The following is a 19,014-nucleotide window of genomic DNA, read 5'->3' as shown; positions in this document are numbered from 1 at the left end:
TCTATGCATGCATACGACAATCCATGCATGCATGAGTATTTAGCTATATCAATCTACCACATAAGATAAGCCCATGCACCGTTACGCACCCTAGTGTGACGGCATAACATGGAGCTAGACACATGAAATATCAGAATCACACCTCTCTTAACTCAGTTCCACCGCATAACGCACCTAGCAACTTATCAAAATGGCTACTCCCGATACTCAAAACGGTATTCAGCATTTTATTACCTTACTTGCTATCTTCGCCTGATATCAGCATTAATATTCATCACATTAACATCCTGTTTTAAAGTCAAAAAACTGAGCACTACCCTCGCTGATACTTGTCATCTATAGACTTTTACCAAACAAGTCGCTAGGGTAAATATCTTATGTTTACTCTGGTTTGACCTATGTCTGAGTTTAAGACTTCACGCCCTGATACTCCCCCAACTTATGCCCCTTGGGAAGCATACCAGCGACCTTACGTGCGTGATTTGGCGTATGTGCTGGCGTGCCCAAATGTTTTGACGGCATGGTTGGACTTTGCGCCACATCAGAATACACATGAGATTACGGTACATAGCGCAAGTTTTTGGCAAATGCAGTTTGAGGCATATCAGCAGCGTTTAAAAGAGCTGGATACTACCAATGCTTATCAGGAGCTAACCCGCTATTTATTAAAAAGGCCCAGCCCCAATCGTTTGGGTTTTCATTTTGAAGGATTGCTATCATTTTGGTTAGCAGATGGCTTTGCGCGTAATTTACATCCGTACGAGACACTTGCTAGTAATGTGCAGTTATTCAACGGTAAACAGACGACTGGCGAGCTAGATTTGATTTTATATAACCATAAAGAAAAGCTAACCGAACATTGGGAGTTGGCGATTAAGTTTTTTATGGGATCAGCGCCTTTCGCGCCTGAGAATTGGGTTGGGATTAATTCCAACGATAATTTGCAGCGTAAGATGACCCATATGCAAACCAAGCAGTTCCGTACAGTATGGGTAGACACTGAAAATCATGGGCAAGTCAAAATTGATAAACGTTATGGTGTCATAAAGGGTCGGTTCTTTTTGCCAATAAACACCAATGACTTTAGTTATCCTGCTTGGTTAGCGCCGAGTTTTCCGATACATGAATGGTGCGATAAGAATGATACGGCTAATCTCGCTACGATTGATATAGCCGCATTGCGCGCCGCGCATTATATCGAATGGTTCAGCAAACGCGACTTTTACGATGGACGTCAATCGCCTTTTATCTACGATGAAAATGGCGCACTAAAAACAGGACTATACTTCGAAGGAGATAGACCGATAGTCATCTACCCTGAGCAGCGCGATCGGATAGATGGCAAATTCTAAGTAGTTCTAATGAAGGTTTTAATACCTGTTAATAACTCTCAATAACCTGCATCAGCTCATATCTCAGCATATCCGCACTAGGCATACGTTCCGCATGAAAGCGTACAATGGCAATACCCGCGCTAGCTAAGGCTTTATCTTTTTTATCATCCGCTTTTTGTCGCGCTTTACTGCTATGCGTCCAATCATCAAGCTCAATGGCCACCAAAGTAGTCTGTGCATCAACGTCGACGATCACATAATCGACACTTTGACGGCAGATTCGATTAAACCAAAAACTGCGCTCGGAGGTCTCATTACTATTCGCCTCGATAATCCGTGACAGCTGAACTTGCACAAAGATATGATATTCCGGTAGGGCATTTTTTAACTTATTAAAAAATATTACCTCAGTAGCGGTCATGATTGGCATCGGCGCAAATGGCCAAATAGGTAGCTCGTCGCCGCGTACAGGTTGCGGGTCAGGTTCAGTAATTTGTTTAGTAGAAAACAGTTTTGGTAAGGTAATAAGCCCTAAAAACCCAACCGCTAATATTAAAAATATAACGCCAAATGACATTGTTTTACCTTATACATTATCAAAACAGTTAGATAGGTATGATAGCTTTGCTAATATGATAGCTTGGCTAAAGATGTCATACCTCTAACTGCAACCTGTCAGCCCTTATAGGCTGAAAGGTTATACAGAGAGAAACAGAAAAAAGCGACGCTCATCGTAACTAAGCATGAGCTAATCAGCAAACACTAAAACAAAAAACACGACATCAGATGTCGTGTTTTAATCATAAGAAAGTAAGAAGCTAAATAAATATAACGAAAGCTATGATATTTATTCAGGAATCATTCATTTGTAGCAGCCCAGACGCCATGTTAGCGCCAGTATAATACCCAAGCACTGGTCGTATTAACTTTGGGGTCGCTATTAATTTTATCTTTTAGGGCTAAAGCGGCTACTTTACCACGCTCGGGACCTACGACCACGCGTACACCGCGACTAGTAGTACTGGTCTTAACTTGATAGCCTGCTGCTTGGAATTTTTTTGCTAATTCATCCGCTTTGGCTTGGTCATTCGCCAACGCCACTTGCACGCCAAAGCTACCTTTAGCATCGGTTTCTTTAACTTCCTTGCGAGCCTCACTGAGTTTCTGCTGGGCGTCACGCTTAGCATCAACCGACTTCTTGGCTAACGCTTCTTCTTTTTGGCGGGTTGCTTCACGCGCCTGTTCAGCATTAGCCGCTTCACGCTCTAAGCGCTGCACCTGCTTACGCGATGGAATCGTAATATTTTGACCAAGCTGTAACGATGTCGATGGTGTGAGGTTGTTCGCTTGAGCCAAGACTTCTACCGGCATATTGTATTGACGCGCCAGTTTAATCAGACCATCGCCTCTTTTGACTTGGTAATCAGAGGGCGACTTAGGCGGCTCATTTTTAGCTGCTTCTGCTACCTGTTGTTTTTTCTCAGCGGCAGCTTGAACTTCAGCCTGCTTTTTAGCGTCTGCTTGTCTTTTTGCTTCGGCTTCTTTTTTACTATCTGCGAGTTTTTTAGCAGCAGCTTGCTCTTTGATAGTCGCTTGTCGCTGAGCTTCTTGTTGCGCGTCAGCTACTTTTTGCTTATCCCTAGCACTCGAGTCAGCTAACGTATTAGCGCTCGGCTGCGTCGTTGGCGCTTCAAGCGTATTTTTTGTTGCGTCTGTATTGGTACTGTCCTGCGCACTATTCTTGACGCTGTCTTCAGCAGCGGGCGCGCTGCTAGCCATATACTGCTGACTTTCAGCTCGTGCTTTTGCCAAGGCTTGTGCCTCAGCGGCCTCTTGTTCAGTTAAGAACAGCTTGGCACGCTTTTCTTGCTCTGCAACTCGAGCCGCACGCTCTTTTTGTTTTTGTGCCAAGATACGTTTTTCTGTCTCGATATCAGTCGTCAGTGGCTGCGGAGACGCTTGCTCGCTACTTGGTTTATCTATCATCGCTGACGTTGGCGCTGGTTTATTCGTATCACCAATCTGTTGTACCATAGCGTATAGCATCACGCTACCGCCTATAATCATCCCAATGCCCAATAAGGCTTGTCTCGAAAAATTCATCCGTTTACGTCTCTTAGTTGGTAATAAGGTTGATTGAGCGGCGAAGCTATCGTCTCAAAACTATGTTATAGAAAGCTATACTATAAATAGCATTGATAGACAGTTATTGCCGCCGATTACGTCTAACAGTTTTCAAACAGTTTTCAAATTTTATGCCGACCTTCTAATAACAGCCTTCTAAATCACTTTGATTATAAAGCATATTTTTCATGCTGTCTGCCATCACGCTGCTACTAAGACTAACATTAAACGGTCACGTTTTTAACTTAAATTATCACATCTCAAGTGCAGACAATGCCTCTCCAATCGTATGAAAAGAGCCACATACCACAATTAAATCTTGTGGCTGACTGGCATCTATAATCGCATAGGTTGCTTCTGACAAACGTTTAAACTCATGTATCTGAGCATCATCGACATAGCGCGCTAAGATACCTTGCAAATGCTCCGTACTGGCTGCCCGTGGATAATCAATTTCGGCAATAAACCAGCCGCTAATCGGCAAACCTGCTTCAGTCAAACGCTGCACGACTTTATTGATATCTTTATCACCCAGCATAGAAAACAGCATTTTAATGCTGGCAGGTGCGCTTTTTGCTTGGTTAATTTCATTAACTTGTTCAGCTCTATGTTTCTTTGCCAAATGCTGCTGCCAAAGCGGTAATAACTGTGCCAACAAAAACTCAACGCCCTGCTCATTATGTGCCACATCAAATAACCAATGACGAGCGTGCATCTCACGGTAATCAAAGCGACCTGCGAGCTTTACCGTTTGTAGGGCTTGCTCGATGGCATTGGTATCAACATTTAATGGACTTGCCAATACCGCTGACAAGGCATTGACAATATTGGTCAACGACAGCGCAGGGCGTGGCAATTGTAAAGTAACAGCGGCATTGCTATATTGCCACGTAGTTGAGTCAATTTCACGATAACTAAAATCTTTCCCCACTTGATAACAGGTTGCCTGATGCTTATCAATCGCTTGCTGTACACTAGTTGGCATCTCAGTAGCACCATAAATCACGCTAATGCCATCACGTAAGATACCCGCTTTTTCTGCGCCAATATCTTCAACGTTATCGCCTAGCCAATCGACATGATCGATGGCGATATTGGTAATGACTGCCATATCAGGGTCAATGATATTGACCACATCCAAACGCCCGCCCAGCCCTACTTCTAATACCCAAACATCACAATCTGCTTCAGCAAATATAAGTAAAGCTGCGAGTGTCGTCATCTCAAAAAATGACAAGGTTAAATCGCACTGCAACCGTGCTGCTTCTACTTTGCTAAAGGCATTAATTAAGGTCTCATCACTGACCATCTCGCCATTGATGCGCACACGCTCGTTAAAAACGCTCAGATGTGGCGATTGATACAGTGCCGTTTTATACCCTGCAGCTTGGCACATCTGCGCAATAACCGCAGTCGTTGAACCTTTGCCATTGGTGCCTGCGACGGTAAATACATAAGTGTCGTCTTTAGCTGACTGTACCACCCCTAGTGCCTCAGCGACTGGTAGCACGCGTGATAAGCCCATATCTATCGCAGAAACATGGATCTGCTGCATATAATCAAGCCATTCGGTCAGGCTGGCTTCATTGTGAGGGCTACTGCTGCTAGGGCTATGAGAAACTAAAGAATCAGACATGGACAAAACCTATATCAAAGTTTGCAATAAAGAATAAAGACAGTGTAACGAGCTTGGTAGAAAGCAAAAATAGCATTTACCGTTATTCACGATAAATGCTATTCGTTAGTTTTACATATTTGGCAGATATTAGCACGCTGCTAAGCCGTTATATACTTAATAAGAGACTCAATAATAAGTTTATTAACCTATTGAGCATCAACATTAGGTACGCGGGATAATTTTGCTAGCAGACGATAAATAGTATCAATCAGCTGATGACGATGCACTACCTCATCAACCACACCATGCTCTAATAAAAACTCAGCACGCTGGAACGGCTCTTCTAGCGTCTCGCGTACGGTCTGTTCAATCACGCGCTTGCCAGCAAAGCCAATCATCGCTTTAGGTTCTGCCAGATGAATATCACCAAGCATTGCAAGTGATGCGGTCACACCGCCATACACAGGATTGGTCAGTACCACGATATACGGCACGCCAGCAATTCTTAAGCGTTCAATCGCAGCAGCAGTTCGTGCCATTTGCATTAATGAAAGCAGACCTTCTTGCATACGCGCACCGCCAGAAGCAGCAAAGCAGACTAAAGGTACTTTATCTTCAAGGGCTTTTTCGGCAGCTTGGACGAAGCGATCACCAACCACTGACCCCATAGAGCCACCCATAAAACGAAAGTCAAACGCACAAGTGACCACATCAAGATTGCGCAGCTTACCATACATCACGATCAGCGCTTCGCTCTCGCCCGTTTTGGTCTGTGCTTCCGTCATCCGTAGTGGGTAAGGCTTGCTATCTACAAATTTTAGCGGATCTTTGGCGGTAAATTCTTGCCCAAGTTCACCTTCTACTTGATCGAGTAACCAGTTTAAGCGTTCACGAGCACTCATCGGCAAATGATGATCACAATGCGGGCAGACATAACAGTTAAAAATCAGCGCCGTATTGGTAATCATTGAATGACAACTCGTGCATTCTGTTGACGGTTCGGTTTCTACTGCGGTTAATGGCGCCGTTAATTGCTGCTTTATACCCGGTATCGGGCGATCAAACCATGATTGCCCAGCCATATTACTGCTCTGCTGAGCGCTAGCAGCACCATCGTTATTGATTTCGAATTTTGTTATCGTATCAGTCATATTATTCGCCATTATCAAAGGCTTATCGGCAAGTTGGCTCATTCACTTGTCACTAAGAGTCGTTTTATAAAAATCAGTTTAAGAGTCACATACAGTCATAACATGAGCAGTTATAAAGCACGCTTACGCGTAACTGTAACAATTTATATGTGATGTTAGTTTACACACGTAAACTAACTTTAGCAAAGCCAATTGACCATGTCTGTATAAACATTATTATAAAAAATGTGACGCTACTTTAACTCAGCCATTCGCACCCTTAAAAAACTAGGCATTCAAGCTATCCAGTGCCCCACGCAACTCATCCATTTTTGCCATGATTTTCTGCTGTGCATTAGCGACAGCCGTGGCATCATTGGCATCGATATGAGCAAAGTTCTGTACCAGTGCGCTACCCACGATAATACCGTCTGCATGGGCACCAATTGCTTTGGCTGACGTCGCATCACGAATACCAAAACCCACACATACTGGCAAATCCGTCTCCGCTTTAATCGCTTGTACTTGGGTTGCGACATCGTCAGTATCCAGCGTTGCCGAACCGGTGACGCCTTTTAAAGACACATAATAAATATAACCACCGCAATGGGTCAACACTTGCTCACGGCGTTCAGGCAAGGTGGTTGGAGACAATAAGAAAATCTCATTCATTGCATGCTCAGTTAAATGCTGAGTAAAGCTACCCGCCTCCGCTGGTGGCAAATCAACCATCAAAATTCCATCAACGCCTGACTGCTCACATAGCGCAACGAAGTTATCATAACCGATAATCTCAACTGGATTGAGATAACCCATAAGGATAATTGGCGTTTGCGTGTCTTGCTGACGAAATTCTGCGACCATCTTTAACGCATCACGAGTACTGGTGCCCGCTGCTAATGCACGCTCTCCTGCCAGCGCAACAGTTGGACCATCTGCCATTGGATCGGAGAATGGCAAACCAACTTCAATCATATCCGCGCCGTGCTTGACTAAGTCATGTAGCAAACCAACAAAGTTACTAGGATTAGGATCGCCTGCCATTACATAGGGGATGAGTGCTTTTTTATTTTGTGCTTTTAGGGTTTTAAAGGTGCTTTCAATTCTGGTCATAGTGGTCTCTTAATTATTATAAACTGGCTTATTCCACCCTTTATTAAATAATCTGTATTAAATATTAAAGGGCGCTAAGCAGTTTTTCTTATAAGGATAATGCAATAACTAGTAAAGATAGTTGTGATTACAACTCAATCCCTTCTGCTTTCATAACAGAATGCAAATCTTTATCGCCGCGACCTGACATATTGACGATGATGGTTTGATCAGGGGTCATGGTCTTAGCGAGCTTCAGTGCATAAGCAACGGCATGAGCAGATTCAAGCGCAGGAATGATACCTTCTTTACGTGTGACTTCATGAAAACCTTCTAACGATTCCTTATCAGTGCAGCCGACATATTCAACGCGCTTCATGTCTTTTAAGAAGCTGTGCTCAGGACCAACACCAGGATAATCAAGTCCTGCCGAGATAGAATGCGTTTCTTGAATTTGACCTTCATCATCCGCCATCAAATAGGTACGGTTGCCGTGTAATACACCAATACGACCCGCTGCCAACGGCGCTGAATGACGACCAGTTTCGATGCCATCGCCTGTTGCTTCGACGCCATACATTTTAACTTCTGTGTCGTTTAGGAAGTCAAAGAACAAACCAATGGCATTAGAGCCACCGCCAACACAAGCGACTAGCGCATCTGGTAATTTGCCAGTAATCTGTAAATGCTGAATACGTGCTTCTTTACCGATAATCGCTTGGAAATCACGTACTAATAACGGATAAGGATGCGGACCGGCAACCGTACCGATAATATAATAAGTGCTATCAACATTGGTAACCCAGTCACGCATCGCTTCGTTCATGGCGTCTTTAAGCGTGCGTGAGCCAGAGGTGACTGGTACAACCGTTGCACCAAGTAAGCGCATACGATAGACGTTCATTTTTTGACGCTCAACATCGTCAGCGCCCATATAAACAATACACTCTAGCCCCAAACGCGCGGCAATCGTCGCCGTCGCCACACCATGCTGCCCTGCTCCGGTCTCTGCAATAATACGTTTTTTACCGCTCATTTTAGCAAGCAACGCTTGACCAATCGTATTATTCACCTTGTGCGCGCCAGTATGATTCAGGTCTTCACGTTTAAAGTAAATTTGCGCACCACCAATTTCATCACTCAAACGCTTAGCATGATAAAGCGGCGTTGGGCGTCCGACGTAGTTGACCAAGTCATTGTGATACTCTTCCCAAAACTTAGGATCTAATTTAACTCTATTATATAACGCTTCTAACTCTTCTAATGCTGCCATCAAGGTTTCAGAGACGAAACGCCCACCATGGACACCAAAATGTCCGCGGGCATCAGGATATTGATTAAAATCTTGCACGCTTTCTGGATTGGTAAAGGTATTGATAGCTTGGGCGGTGGTAGATAAATCTTTATTAGCGACATGACTCATGGTAATTCCTACTGTAATAAGTGGTATTTTTTAGGATTAGTATTTTTTTAAAATAACTATAGGGGAAACAGTTTACGTCGTTAGCTTTGGCAGTTTGAAACTATAAAACTTGAAACTATAAAGCTAGCTATTTATATTCGAAGGTTCGCTAAGCGTATCGTTTTGCCATCGGTCGCGTTTGACCGCTTTCATAAAGGCGCGCATTTTAGCAGGGTCTTTTTTACCTTTATCAATCTCAATACCACCGCTGACATCGACTGCATAAATAGGCATTTCATAAGCCCTAGCGACATTGTCAGCATCAAGTCCACCCGCTAAGATAATCGGTAGTGAGCTCTCTTTTGGTATAAGGCTCCAGTCAAAGCGTGCGCCAGTACCACCATATTTATGTTGATGGTAAGCATCTAGTAATATGCTGCTAGCCCCTGCTGCGGCAAAATTGTCAATCTGTGTATTAACACTCTCAAGCGTATCTTGCTCAGCATTGATACGCAACGCTTTAATCCAGCGCTTATTGACTGAATTTGCCAGCTGTTGACACTGCTCAGGGCTTTCATCGCCGTGAAATTGAATGATATCAAAAGAGACATTGTTTGCCAGTTTAATCAGTTCATCCTCAGACATATTGACTACCAAAGCTACCACACTGATAAAGGCTGGTACAGCAGCGCTTAAGGTTTGCGCTTGTTCGATCGTCACAGCACGCGGGCTTGGTGGATAAAACACCAAACCGACCGCATCCACATCTAATTGTGCAGCAGTACGAACATCACTAAGCTGGGTAAAACCGCAAAACTTAACGTGCATGGTGTGACCTTAAATATAATACTCAGTATGACATTATTAAATTGGCTTAGCTAAACTGGCTGGCGTCAAATGATAATCGCCAATCCTAAAGATTAGATATGATGATGATTTGTTAATCCGATGGCAAATCAATTGCATCCAAAAACTTATCCTAGCATACTTTTATTCATAGTTTTGTTTATGATTGCGATTGATTAAAATAAGGATTCTTGGATGTCTAAAACGATGGCGGAAAGCACAAAAAACAGCAATAGTAAGGATCTTAAGGAAAATATGAGTCAGCCACATTATCTGATGTGGTTCCGCCGCGATCTACGTATTCATGATAATACTGCTCTAGCTGCACTCTGTGATCGGGCAGACGCAGAAAACGCTCAGGTCAGCGCAGTGTTTTTTTGTACCCCTGAACAATGGCAAGCACATGATATGTCGCTCACACAGCTTGACCATATCGCGCGCACTTTACCTGTTCTCGCAAAAAATTTGCAAACTCAATTAAATATTAAATTAACCGTACAGGTTTGTCCGAACTTTTCTGATTGTGTTGAGACGCTAAACGCGCTATGTATCGCAAACAATATCAGCTGTATCATGGCCAATCATGAGTACGAAGGCAATGAGATCGCTCGTGACGAACAATTAACCAAACAGCTCGTAGAAACTGATATCAATTTTATCCGCTGGCATGATCAATGTATCTTACCTCCGCAAACCATCACCACCAATGACAACAGCATGTATCAAGTATTTACTCCATTTTATAAGAAATGGCGACATACCTTGGAGGTGGCCGATATACAAATGCATCAAGCACCAGCTATCAATAACAATAAAGTAGATCTAAAATCATCAAAGGTTAGTGCAGACACTAGCGAAGCGATAGAAGCGTTATGCAAAAAAACCGTCAGTGACTATCAACAGCATTTACAGAGTAATGAAGCATATAAGTATATAGATACGGATGCCCAGCTCAGTCAAGCTCGTATCGCTTACCCTGCTGGTGAAGTTGCTGCTTGTCATCGATTAGACCAGTTTATCGCTGAAGATATTAATAACTACGATGTGAGCCGCGATGTGCCAAACTTACAGGCGACCAGTCAGTTATCTGCTTATCTGACCATTGGTGTAATCAGTCCCAGACTTTGCTACTTACAAGCCACTAAGGCGCTAGGAGAATGGCACGAAAATGACAGCGACAGTTCTGAAAATTTTGATAGCTCTGATAGCGTTAACAATACTGACATCAACCGCTGGATAAGTGAGCTGGCTTGGCGAGATTTTTATCGCCATGTTTTAGACTATAAGCCCGAACTGATCCGCCATCAAGCTTATAAACATGATACCGATATCAAGGTTAATTGGTCCTATAATCAGCAGGACTTTAATGCATGGTGTGCAGGTAAGACTGGCGTGCCATTAGTCGATGCGGCAATGCGCTGTCTCAATGCGACAGGCTTTATGCACAATCGCTTGCGTATGGTTACGGCGATGTTTTTGACCAAAGACTTATTGATTGATTGGCGCTGGGGCGAGTGCTACTTTATGCAGCAGCTAATAGATGGTGACTTTGCGTCAAACAATGGCGGCTGGCAATGGAGTGCGTCAACTGGCACCGATGCTGCGCCCTACTTCCGTATTATGAACCCCTTTAGCCAAGCCAAAAGCCATGACCCTGATGGGATATTTATTAAGAACTGGCTACCTGAGCTAAAAGAAGTTCCTGCCAGCATTTTGCATAGCGAAGATAAGATGCGCAAGCTGCTCAGCACCAGTAATCAGCTAGTTAAAATTGACTATCCACAGCCTATGGTCGACCATAAAGCCGCACGGCAATTAGCGATTGCTGAATTTAAAAAAGACTGACATATAGTCAATTCTCAATAAAACAGATACATGATGTTTTTACGCGAAACTGGAATAAATTTTTCTGGCTTGCTGTGCCTGCGCCGATAGAGGCTGCGAAAAATCCATTTCAGTTCCGCTGTATCGTTTTTATACTGAACTCACTATATGACGTCAACACTAAAGCATCAATTTAATAAAAACTTCACCTACTGCACTTTAGTCACATTACCTACACCCTTATTAGTGGCAGCTGGCGCTTCTAATATACGGGTTTGGATAGTGTAGAGAGCATAGGCTAACAAGGTAAAGCTTATAATTAATAATATCCATGTAGAAAACGAGAGCGATTCTTTTGGCTTAAGACGCTTATTAAGCTGACGTTCAGGCTTAGAAGACGGTTTATTATTAGGAGTTGTCATATGCGCCACCTCTTATATAATGTTATATCACTAACGAAATTCATAAGTTAATTATGAATAACAGATAAGTTCTACTATACAATATAAATGGCGTTACTTTCAGTGGTTTTAACGATTTTAGCCATAGGCTACCGTATGATTGCCCATTTTATGGTTTTGGTAAAATTATCTAGGCATTATTTACTGGCATCTGGCACGCGCCTGCACCTTGTGTGGTAACTGTAACGACGGCTCCTGTCAAAGCAAATAACTGCTGCAACTGCACTTGTGCATTCTCTAGTGCCATAGTCATCACATCGCCGCGGCAAGCACGTTCAAGGACTTCTTTTTTAGCCATGCTTTGCGCTTGTTGCAATATTTTTGGATCGACTTGCATCATGCCAAAAGCGCCGGTTTGCCAATCATAAATCTCAATATCGTCTAGATATACCGAAAATATCTCTGATGGTGGCAAGGTAATATTAATCTTTGGCATGATAGAAATAGGTACATCGACATTAACATCAACATTGCCATCGGCATTCGAATTATTACTACCAGCAATGCCGTTATTGACTTGCTCAGCAGGCTGCACCACTTGTACCATCTCAGGCGTTAATGCACTCAAATCAATTCCCGCCTCTACACGCCCGTGAGCGATAAACAGCGCCTTTTGTTCGTCTTGCCACAGTTTCATCCAACTACCTGGACGCTGGCTAGTAATCACCGTATCGACACTAAACGCCACTGTTTCTAAACGATTTAACTTCTGAATTTGCAGCACCACCCCTTCTCGAGTAATGGTTTCTATCGGCTCTTCTTTGGTACTATTTTGAACACTATAAATAGCAAAGGCGATGGCGACTAGACCGATAAGTAACACTATCCACGACATCATAGCGATAGGTCTTTTTGCTTTTGGGTTAGTCGTCTTATTATCAATAGGAGGTCGATTATCAGGACTGTTCATATAAGCACCTTGAGAGTTTTATCGTTTATTTTTATAATTACATGAAAAACTACGTTTTAAAAAACGACGTTCTAAATGATAAATGCTATTTTTAAGCAGCAACTTCAAGTAATGGCTACCAATACTCTACATAACTACTAATAATAGCCTTTCCAAAAAATACTTCTTCACTTGCCATAAATACGCTCAAAACTGGTAAATAATCGAGTTGTAGCCGTCTGATTTGACTCTTTAAGTAACGTTTTAAGTAACGTTCGCTCTGAAAAAACAAAAAGTCATTGCGTCTTAGGTGAACTTTACCTAACATAGTCAGGTTGTATGTTTGAAATATCGTTTTACATTTTTTTTCAGGCTTATACGTCTTAAATACTACGATGTACGTACAGATATTTTTATACAGAAATGAAAAGTTACGCCTTTTTTTGAAGTGCTTTTTATTAACGCATTATCTACTAGAGTACTGTCTGTTGAAGTGCTTTTTAGCTAGGCCATGTCCTAGACTATTACCAAGTGATAAAAGGTCATCTTGCGTCGGCCATCAAACCACACGCTCAATATCCTACTATTTCTTATTTATTTTATCGTTGATAAGGTTATGCTTTATTTATGAAAGCCAGTCAATTTTTATTTGCCACCCTAAAAGAAACGCCTAATGATGCGGATATCGCTTCAAGCCAATTAATGGTAAGAGCGGGTCTGATTCGCAAAATCGCTTCTGGATTATATATCTGGTTGCCAATGGGCTTGCGCGTGTTGCAAAAAGTCGAGCGTATCGTTCGCGAAGAGATGCAAAATGTCGGCGCACAAGAAGTGCTTATGCCGATGACCCAGCCTGCTGAGCTTTGGCAGCTGACCGGACGTTTTAACGATTATGGTCCTGAACTATTACGTTTTAAAGACCGTCATGATCGTGATTTTGTTTTAGGGCCAACGCACGAAGAAGTGATCACCAATCTTGCCCAAGGCGAGCTGCGCAGTTATAAACAGCTACCGATTACTTTCTTTCAGATTCAAAATAAATTCCGTGATGAGATTCGTCCACGCTTCGGTGTGATGCGCGCGCGCGAATTTACTATGAAAGACGCCTATTCGTTCCACGTCGACCAAGCGTCATTGGCAAAAACCTATGACGAAATGTATGACGCTTATACGCGCATATTCACGCGTTTGGGTTTGGATTTCCGTGCCGTACAAGCAGACACCGGTTCTATCGGCGGCTTTGCCTCGCATGAGTTCCACGTGCTAGCAGATAGTGGTGAAGATGATATTGCCTTCTCTGACTCTTCTGATTATGCAGCCAACGTCGAACTTGCTGAATCAGTGAGTACGGCAGAACGTCAACCTGCGACGATGACACGTGAAAATGTTGATACCATCAATATGCCTACTTGTGAAGCAGTTGCTGAGTATTTAGACGTTGCACTTGCCACCACAGTCAAAACATTGATCGTAAATGGCCATACTCCTGAAGGTGAACCTCAGCTTATCGCTGTCGTACTACGCGGCGACCATACGCTGAACACCATCAAAGCTGAGAAAATCGAAGAAGCCAATGTACCTCTAACGATGGCAACTGAAGAAGAATTGAAAGCTGCTGGTCTACATAAAGGCTATATCGGCGTTGAGCTTGATATGCCCGTCTTTGTCGATCGTGCAGCAGCAGCACTCTCAGACTTCGTTTCTGGTGCCAATGAGGTGAACAAACATACCATCGGTATGAATTGGGAACGTGATGCTCATATCACCCGTATTGTTGATATTCGCAACGTTAATCAAGGCGATCCTTCTCCTGATGGTAAAGGCACGCTACAAATCAAACGCGGTATCGAAGTCGGTCATATCTTCCAGTTGGGTGATAAGTACTCACAAGCGATGAACTGCACCGTTTCAGGCGAAGATGGCAAACCGGTTACCCTAATGATGGGTTGCTACGGTATCGGCGTTAGCCGCATTATCGCCGCCGCTATCGAACAGAACAACGATGAAAATGGCATCATGTGGCCATCAACGCCAAACGTTACTGATTCGCTGGCACCGTTTGAAGTGGCTATCGTACCCATGAAGTCTAAAGAAGAAACGGTCATGCAAACCGCCACCGCATTATACGAAGAGCTCAAATCGCTTGGTATTAATGCATTACTTGATGATCGTAATGAACGCCCAGGCGTGAAGTTTGCCGATCTTGAACTGATTGGTATTCCACATCGTATCGTGGTATCTGATCGCAATCTTGCGGAAGACAAATACGAATACGTCAATCGCCGTGATAGTGAAAAACAATTACTAAGCCGTGAAGAAGTGTTGGCAAAAGTAAGCAGCAAATAGCTTAAGAAAACATTAGCAATAAAAAAGCGCCTATCTCATTAATGAAATAGGCGCTTTTTTATTGGCTAAAATAAACTATTTAATATTATACTTCTTGGCAAGTACTTTACTACGCTTTTGATTTTCAGTAGCTGTGCAAACATCAGCACCTATCATACCCCACACTGCCATATTATTCATTGAACCTTCTTGCTTAAACTCGCACTGTTTATTACGATTTTTTAACCATGCGGCTTGCTCTTTATCTAATTGTGATTTTTGCTTAGCAGATAGTGTGCGATGTGCGCTCGTATATATTTTATTAAGACGCTTTTTCTCTACCTTAACCGCATTTTCACCACAGTCAACGGCTTCTCCCATTGACATCTCACAGTCATATTCGTTTTCTACGAATGCTGCTTGCGCTGCAGTCATCGACAATGCTGCTATACTCATCACCGCAAAAAAACCAGTTACTACCTTCATAGTTATACCCTAATGTAAGCAAAAAGATGTTCGCTAATTATATGAGCTAATAACAATTTATGATAGGTAATAACCAACATTTATTTACTGGCGAATTAAGCGGCTTGGTACTGGCAATAATGCAATATCACTCACGCGACAAGGATTGATATCGATACCGCCGCGGCGCGTATACCATGCGCGCACCATCAGCTCACTTGGCTCATAATACTTACTCAAATCAGCAAATATCTGCTCAACACATTGCTCATGAAAGCCATTATGCTGGCGGAAGCTCAATATATAACGCAGCATATTGGCGTTATTCACAGGCTTATTACTATTAATTGAAACCGCTAACGTACCCCAATCAGGCTGATTGGTCACCGGACAATTACTACGCAGCAAATTAGAATAAAAAGTAAATGATTGGCTAATATCTTGCTGTATCTCAGTGCTTTTATCTTCCAAACTATTGAGCAATGACGCGTCCGGATGGACAGTTAGCGCCACTTTATCCGTACTACCTGCTAAAGCATCATCAATACAAACACCCTCAGGCTGAGTAACCAATAACCCTGAATTCTTATCATGCAAATCGTTATCTAAGCCAAATAACTCAACGGTTACTTCTGCTTGGACGCATGCTGATAAATCTTTGGTAATCAGCGTTTGTACCTCTGCCCAACTAGCAAACTCAGTAAAGTTGATGCTGTTTAAATATAACTTTAATGATTTTGATTCAACGATATATTCTGAGCTTGCCGGAATACCAAAGCGTGCTACCGCGACTTGCGAAATACCTTGCGTATTTAACCATGACAACTCAAACGCATGCCACCAATCGACGCCCACTTTTAGCTTGTCATCTTGCCAGCCAATGATATTACGCCCCATACTGCGGGCAATTGGATATAAAGTTTCTGGACTATAATTAGTGGGATAGTCAGTCGTTTGTTCGCCTAAAATACCGTGAATGCTCATAAGTTACTTACCTGTCATACTTAAATATAATGAGATGAAAACCAGTCATTTTACAGCAATGTGCTACTTTATGGGGACGATTTGCCACTCTGATGGGCTAACATTTTTGACCACCTTAAAGCGTACTCGATAGCCGACATCATCTGTTTCATTAATAAGGTAATAAAAGTCGACCAAAACGTTATCATTACCTTGCCATTTAATATCAACATCTTCAAAATCATGTTTTTGGTCTCGGTTTTGGTAAAATGCCAAATGCGCTTTTAATGCGTTGGGGTCATTTTCATAAACTATAGTTCATACACTTTTAAAAGAATACAGCGTTGCTGGAATGAATTTTTCGAAGCCTCTGGAGTGCAAAGCACACAGCAAGCGAGGAAATTTTATACCAGCAAAGCACTGTTTGACTTGTATCTTTTTTATTTAGACCTGACTATATTTGATAGCCGCCTTCTCTGTGCTTTTGCCAAATCGTAATATTTTCTTCACCTATATAACGCTCTACGGTAGTAATACGTTCTTCATTGGGTGATACACTGATATCAATACCATCAAATTGTTGATTAAAACCAGTTTTGAGATTAATAAGTATAGTATTTTCTATTTCAGGGAAACTTCTCAACAAGTACAGTAGTTGTCTCTTTTCATCATAATCATATAGCGAAAAATAAGAGTGAGATTGACCGTTAGGAGCATATAGTTCATCACGGAAAACCAACGGCAAGCTTCGATTGGGAAGATCAATATATATAGTATCTTTTTCTCTGGATACACGCTCACTCAATCCCCATTTTTCACTAAGCTTGTTATCATGTTTCTCTAAACTTCTCCCAAGGCACTTTCTATAAGAAACTAGACTGTTATATTCACACTGATTATCAAAGTAATTTGAGTTTCTCACTGGGTCTAGCACTTCCCAAACATAGTCATCCATCGTCGCTTTGGGCAGTTCTGCTTGCGCTGAAATAGAGAACATTAGCAGTATTGTCGTCATACAGATGCGAATTGAAGTGGTTACTGGTAGAGTTATTTGCATATGAGAGCTAGACCTTTTTATTGTTTTTTAATCGTTGGTATTAGCATCAGGTAAAACTCTCTGCCATTTACCCTCTTTATTATTAGCCGCATAAATATAGCGCACGCGAAACGCTACAGTGTCAGTGGGATTGACTCTGTAATAAAAATCAACGTTGATTTTATTATCGCTTGTCCAACTGATGTCTCGCGCTTCGTACACCTCATATTTTTTGTCATCATCATAATCTTGTTCATATAATTCATTACTACTAAATAGCCTTGTATAGCGTCCGTCATTATTAGCTTTTTGACGTTCCCATATCATGATATCTTTGCTCATACCTTGTTTACCACCACACCCTACAATTTGAGTCCTATCATCAGAAAACTTAAGGTTGGTCGCATACAGCTCTTGCCAGCGTCCCGTGTTTAAATCGACAATGACAGTCGCTTGAGTCTCATACATCGTATGTAGTAACTGTAATAAATTATGCGATTTATCGTAGTACTGCAATTCATAATGAATTCTATGCTCTTCTTCAAACGGTTCAAGATAATCCTTAAACACCAAAGGCTGCTTTTGATTCGGTATGCTGATATAAATGGTGTCTTTTTCTCGAACGACTCTGTCACTCAAGCCCCACTCTCGGCTTTGCGAATTATCAGCTTGGGCTAACGATTGAAAAATACAGTTTTCATAATCTGTAAATGTTTGATATTCAGTATGATCGTATCGACAGCTACCTTCATACCAGTCTATGGCTACAGGCGCAGCGACTTTTATCCATACCTCCTCGTTTGTCGATGGCTCTAAAGCTGAAGGCGTTGCCTGGGCATCTAAGGCTGCTATCATGGTCAATATAAATAGCCCTGCGACAGTCAACGCTGTTTTTATACAATGAGAGAAAGCTATCATTTATATATCACCTGCATGCAGTTGCCACTTATCCGTTGAGGTATTTTTAATAAAGGTATAACGAACTCGAAAAGCTGCGGAATCCTTTTCATTTAGCTTATAAAAATAATCCGCATAAAATTTATTATTATTCAACCAAGTAAGCTTTTCGGCATCATAAACCAGCTGAGCTTTGTCCGCTTGATAAAAATTTTTAAGATTCTGATATTTTGCCAAGTCTTCTTTACTGCCATAAACTCTTTTGTAATACCCTTTATAATAGCCCCTATCTTGCAGCGCCCAAATATTAATGTCTTCAGTAGCGCCCATCTCGCTTTCAAACCCTACGATATATCTCATATCAGGAGAGATACTTAGCTTCCTAAACTCAAAATCTTGCCAAAACCCAGTCTTCAAATTGACCACCGTCATAGTCTCTGACTCATAGAGATTTTGATGTATGGTCAATAATTGCCGCGATTTATCATAATCTTGTAATGAATAATAAGTATTGAAATCGGTCTCAAAAGAATCAGAATAATCGACAAATACTAGTGGTTTTTTACGATTAGGAACGTCAATATAGATCGCATTTCTCTCTCTGACTA

General features: G+C 42.1%; 18 protein-coding genes. 3 read left to right on the top strand and 15 right to left on the bottom strand.

What is annotated here, in order from left to right; all coding sequences use genetic code 11:
- Window positions 1-398: 398 nt before the first annotated feature.
- Window positions 399-1,352 (top strand): DUF1853 family protein, encoded by a 954-nt coding sequence (locus CAN34_RS13190; RefSeq protein ID WP_089556033.1) that lies wholly within the window; start codon window positions 399-401, stop codon window positions 1,350-1,352.
- Between the two features lie 28 nt (window positions 1,353-1,380).
- Here CAN34_RS13190 and CAN34_RS13185 read toward each other — a convergent pair whose 3' ends face one another.
- The 7 genes from CAN34_RS13185 to CAN34_RS13155 form a co-directional block, all read right to left on the bottom strand.
- A complete protein-coding gene (locus tag CAN34_RS13185; protein ID WP_089556032.1) occupies window positions 1,381-1,911 on the bottom strand; it encodes a DUF2726 domain-containing protein in 531 nt (176 codons plus the stop codon).
- A gap of 311 nt (window positions 1,912-2,222) precedes the next feature.
- Complete coding sequence (locus CAN34_RS13180) at window positions 2,223-3,437, bottom strand: LysM peptidoglycan-binding domain-containing protein (RefSeq protein WP_089556031.1); 1,215 nt, start codon at window positions 3,435-3,437, stop codon at window positions 2,223-2,225.
- 274 nt (window positions 3,438-3,711) lie between these two features.
- Complete coding sequence (locus CAN34_RS13175; protein ID WP_089556030.1) at window positions 3,712-5,094, bottom strand: folylpolyglutamate synthase/dihydrofolate synthase family protein; 1,383 nt, start codon at window positions 5,092-5,094, stop codon at window positions 3,712-3,714.
- Between the two features lie 188 nt (window positions 5,095-5,282).
- On the bottom strand, window positions 5,283-6,158 hold the full coding sequence (gene accD / locus CAN34_RS13170) for an acetyl-CoA carboxylase, carboxyltransferase subunit beta (RefSeq protein ID WP_089556034.1): 876 nt from the start codon (window positions 6,156-6,158) through the stop codon (window positions 5,283-5,285).
- A gap of 336 nt (window positions 6,159-6,494) precedes the next feature.
- Window positions 6,495-7,319, bottom strand: a complete 825-nt coding sequence (gene trpA, locus CAN34_RS13165) for a tryptophan synthase subunit alpha (RefSeq protein WP_089556029.1) — start codon at window positions 7,317-7,319, stop codon at window positions 6,495-6,497.
- A 127-nt stretch (window positions 7,320-7,446) separates the two neighbouring features.
- Window positions 7,447-8,649 carry a tryptophan synthase subunit beta gene (gene trpB, locus CAN34_RS13160; RefSeq protein ID WP_174668371.1) on the bottom strand — a complete coding sequence of 401 codons (1,203 nt, stop codon included), beginning with the start codon at window positions 8,647-8,649 and terminating at the stop codon, window positions 7,447-7,449.
- Window positions 8,650-8,844: 195 nt separating this feature from the next.
- The gene (locus CAN34_RS13155; protein WP_089556027.1) at window positions 8,845-9,528 is read right to left on the bottom strand and encodes a phosphoribosylanthranilate isomerase; all 684 of its coding nucleotides are present in this window, start codon (window positions 9,526-9,528) and stop codon (window positions 8,845-8,847) included.
- A gap of 213 nt (window positions 9,529-9,741) precedes the next feature.
- Between CAN34_RS13155 and CAN34_RS13150 the strand changes: the two genes are divergently transcribed.
- A complete protein-coding gene (locus CAN34_RS13150) occupies window positions 9,742-11,391 on the top strand; it encodes a deoxyribodipyrimidine photo-lyase (protein ID WP_089556026.1) in 1,650 nt (549 codons plus the stop codon).
- 188 nt (window positions 11,392-11,579) lie between these two features.
- Here CAN34_RS13150 and CAN34_RS13145 read toward each other — a convergent pair whose 3' ends face one another.
- The gene (locus CAN34_RS13145; RefSeq protein ID WP_079690960.1) at window positions 11,580-11,792 is read right to left on the bottom strand and encodes a hypothetical protein; all 213 of its coding nucleotides are present in this window, start codon (window positions 11,790-11,792) and stop codon (window positions 11,580-11,582) included.
- 169 nt (window positions 11,793-11,961) lie between these two features.
- Complete coding sequence (locus tag CAN34_RS13140; protein ID WP_089556025.1) at window positions 11,962-12,741, bottom strand: DUF4230 domain-containing protein; 780 nt, start codon at window positions 12,739-12,741, stop codon at window positions 11,962-11,964.
- Window positions 12,742-13,347: 606 nt separating this feature from the next.
- Between CAN34_RS13140 and CAN34_RS13135 the strand changes: the two genes are divergently transcribed.
- Window positions 13,348-15,066: a proline--tRNA ligase gene (locus CAN34_RS13135; RefSeq protein WP_089556024.1), complete on the top strand. Its 1,719-nt coding sequence runs from the start codon at window positions 13,348-13,350 to the stop codon at window positions 15,064-15,066.
- 75 nt (window positions 15,067-15,141) lie between these two features.
- Here the strand turns inward: CAN34_RS13135 and CAN34_RS13130 are convergent, their stop codons facing one another.
- The 6 genes from CAN34_RS13130 to CAN34_RS14295 all read right to left on the bottom strand — a co-directional run.
- Window positions 15,142-15,531, bottom strand: coding sequence for a lysozyme inhibitor LprI family protein (locus CAN34_RS13130; RefSeq protein ID WP_089556023.1), 390 nt, complete (start codon window positions 15,529-15,531; stop codon window positions 15,142-15,144).
- 84 nt (window positions 15,532-15,615) lie between these two features.
- On the bottom strand, window positions 15,616-16,494 hold the full coding sequence (gene queF / locus CAN34_RS13125) for an NADPH-dependent 7-cyano-7-deazaguanine reductase QueF (RefSeq protein WP_089556022.1): 879 nt from the start codon (window positions 16,492-16,494) through the stop codon (window positions 15,616-15,618).
- 63 nt (window positions 16,495-16,557) lie between these two features.
- Window positions 16,558-16,749, bottom strand: coding sequence for a hypothetical protein (locus CAN34_RS13120; protein ID WP_089556021.1), 192 nt, complete (start codon window positions 16,747-16,749; stop codon window positions 16,558-16,560).
- A gap of 178 nt (window positions 16,750-16,927) precedes the next feature.
- Window positions 16,928-17,530: a hypothetical protein gene (locus CAN34_RS13115; RefSeq protein WP_089556020.1), complete on the bottom strand. Its 603-nt coding sequence runs from the start codon at window positions 17,528-17,530 to the stop codon at window positions 16,928-16,930.
- A 27-nt stretch (window positions 17,531-17,557) separates the two neighbouring features.
- Window positions 17,558-18,427 carry a hypothetical protein gene (locus CAN34_RS13110; protein WP_089556019.1) on the bottom strand — a complete coding sequence of 290 codons (870 nt, stop codon included), beginning with the start codon at window positions 18,425-18,427 and terminating at the stop codon, window positions 17,558-17,560.
- On the bottom strand, window positions 18,428-19,014 hold a 587-nt coding region (locus CAN34_RS14295), incomplete at its 5' end, for a hypothetical protein (RefSeq protein WP_165767661.1).

It is taken from the genome of Psychrobacter sp. DAB_AL32B, assembly GCF_002224105.1.
Taxonomy (GTDB): Bacteria; Pseudomonadota; Gammaproteobacteria; order Pseudomonadales; family Moraxellaceae; genus Psychrobacter.
The sequence above is the reverse complement of the archived record's forward strand: the minus strand, read 5'-3'. Positions and strand labels throughout refer to the sequence as shown.

Excerpts from the sequence above, each read along its gene's own strand:
- CAN34_RS13190 (WP_089556033.1), top strand. The coding sequence starts at position 399 with ATGTCTGAGTTTAAGACTTCACGCCCTGATACTCCCCCAACTTATGCC.
- CAN34_RS13185 (WP_089556032.1), bottom strand. The coding sequence starts at position 1,911 with ATGTCATTTGGCGTTATATTTTTAATATTAGCGGTTGGGTTTTTAGGG.
- CAN34_RS13180 (WP_089556031.1), bottom strand. The coding sequence starts at position 3,437 with ATGAATTTTTCGAGACAAGCCTTATTGGGCATTGGGATGATTATAGGC.
- CAN34_RS13175 (WP_089556030.1), bottom strand. The coding sequence starts at position 5,094 with ATGTCTGATTCTTTAGTTTCTCATAGCCCTAGCAGCAGTAGCCCTCAC.
- accD (WP_089556034.1), bottom strand. The coding sequence starts at position 6,158 with ATGGCTGGGCAATCATGGTTTGATCGCCCGATACCGGGTATAAAGCAG.
- trpA (WP_089556029.1), bottom strand. The coding sequence starts at position 7,319 with ATGACCAGAATTGAAAGCACCTTTAAAACCCTAAAAGCACAAAATAAA.
- CAN34_RS13155 (WP_089556027.1), bottom strand. The coding sequence starts at position 9,528 with ATGCACGTTAAGTTTTGCGGTTTTACCCAGCTTAGTGATGTTCGTACT.
- CAN34_RS13150 (WP_089556026.1), top strand. The coding sequence starts at position 9,742 with ATGTCTAAAACGATGGCGGAAAGCACAAAAAACAGCAATAGTAAGGAT.
- CAN34_RS13145 (WP_079690960.1), bottom strand. The coding sequence starts at position 11,792 with ATGACAACTCCTAATAATAAACCGTCTTCTAAGCCTGAACGTCAGCTT.
- CAN34_RS13140 (WP_089556025.1), bottom strand. The coding sequence starts at position 12,741 with ATGAACAGTCCTGATAATCGACCTCCTATTGATAATAAGACGACTAAC.
- CAN34_RS13135 (WP_089556024.1), top strand. The coding sequence starts at position 13,348 with ATGAAAGCCAGTCAATTTTTATTTGCCACCCTAAAAGAAACGCCTAAT.
- CAN34_RS13130 (WP_089556023.1), bottom strand. The coding sequence starts at position 15,531 with ATGAAGGTAGTAACTGGTTTTTTTGCGGTGATGAGTATAGCAGCATTG.
- queF (WP_089556022.1), bottom strand. The coding sequence starts at position 16,494 with ATGAGCATTCACGGTATTTTAGGCGAACAAACGACTGACTATCCCACT.
- CAN34_RS13115 (WP_089556020.1), bottom strand. The coding sequence starts at position 17,530 with ATGCAAATAACTCTACCAGTAACCACTTCAATTCGCATCTGTATGACG.
- CAN34_RS13110 (WP_089556019.1), bottom strand. The coding sequence starts at position 18,427 with ATGATAGCTTTCTCTCATTGTATAAAAACAGCGTTGACTGTCGCAGGG.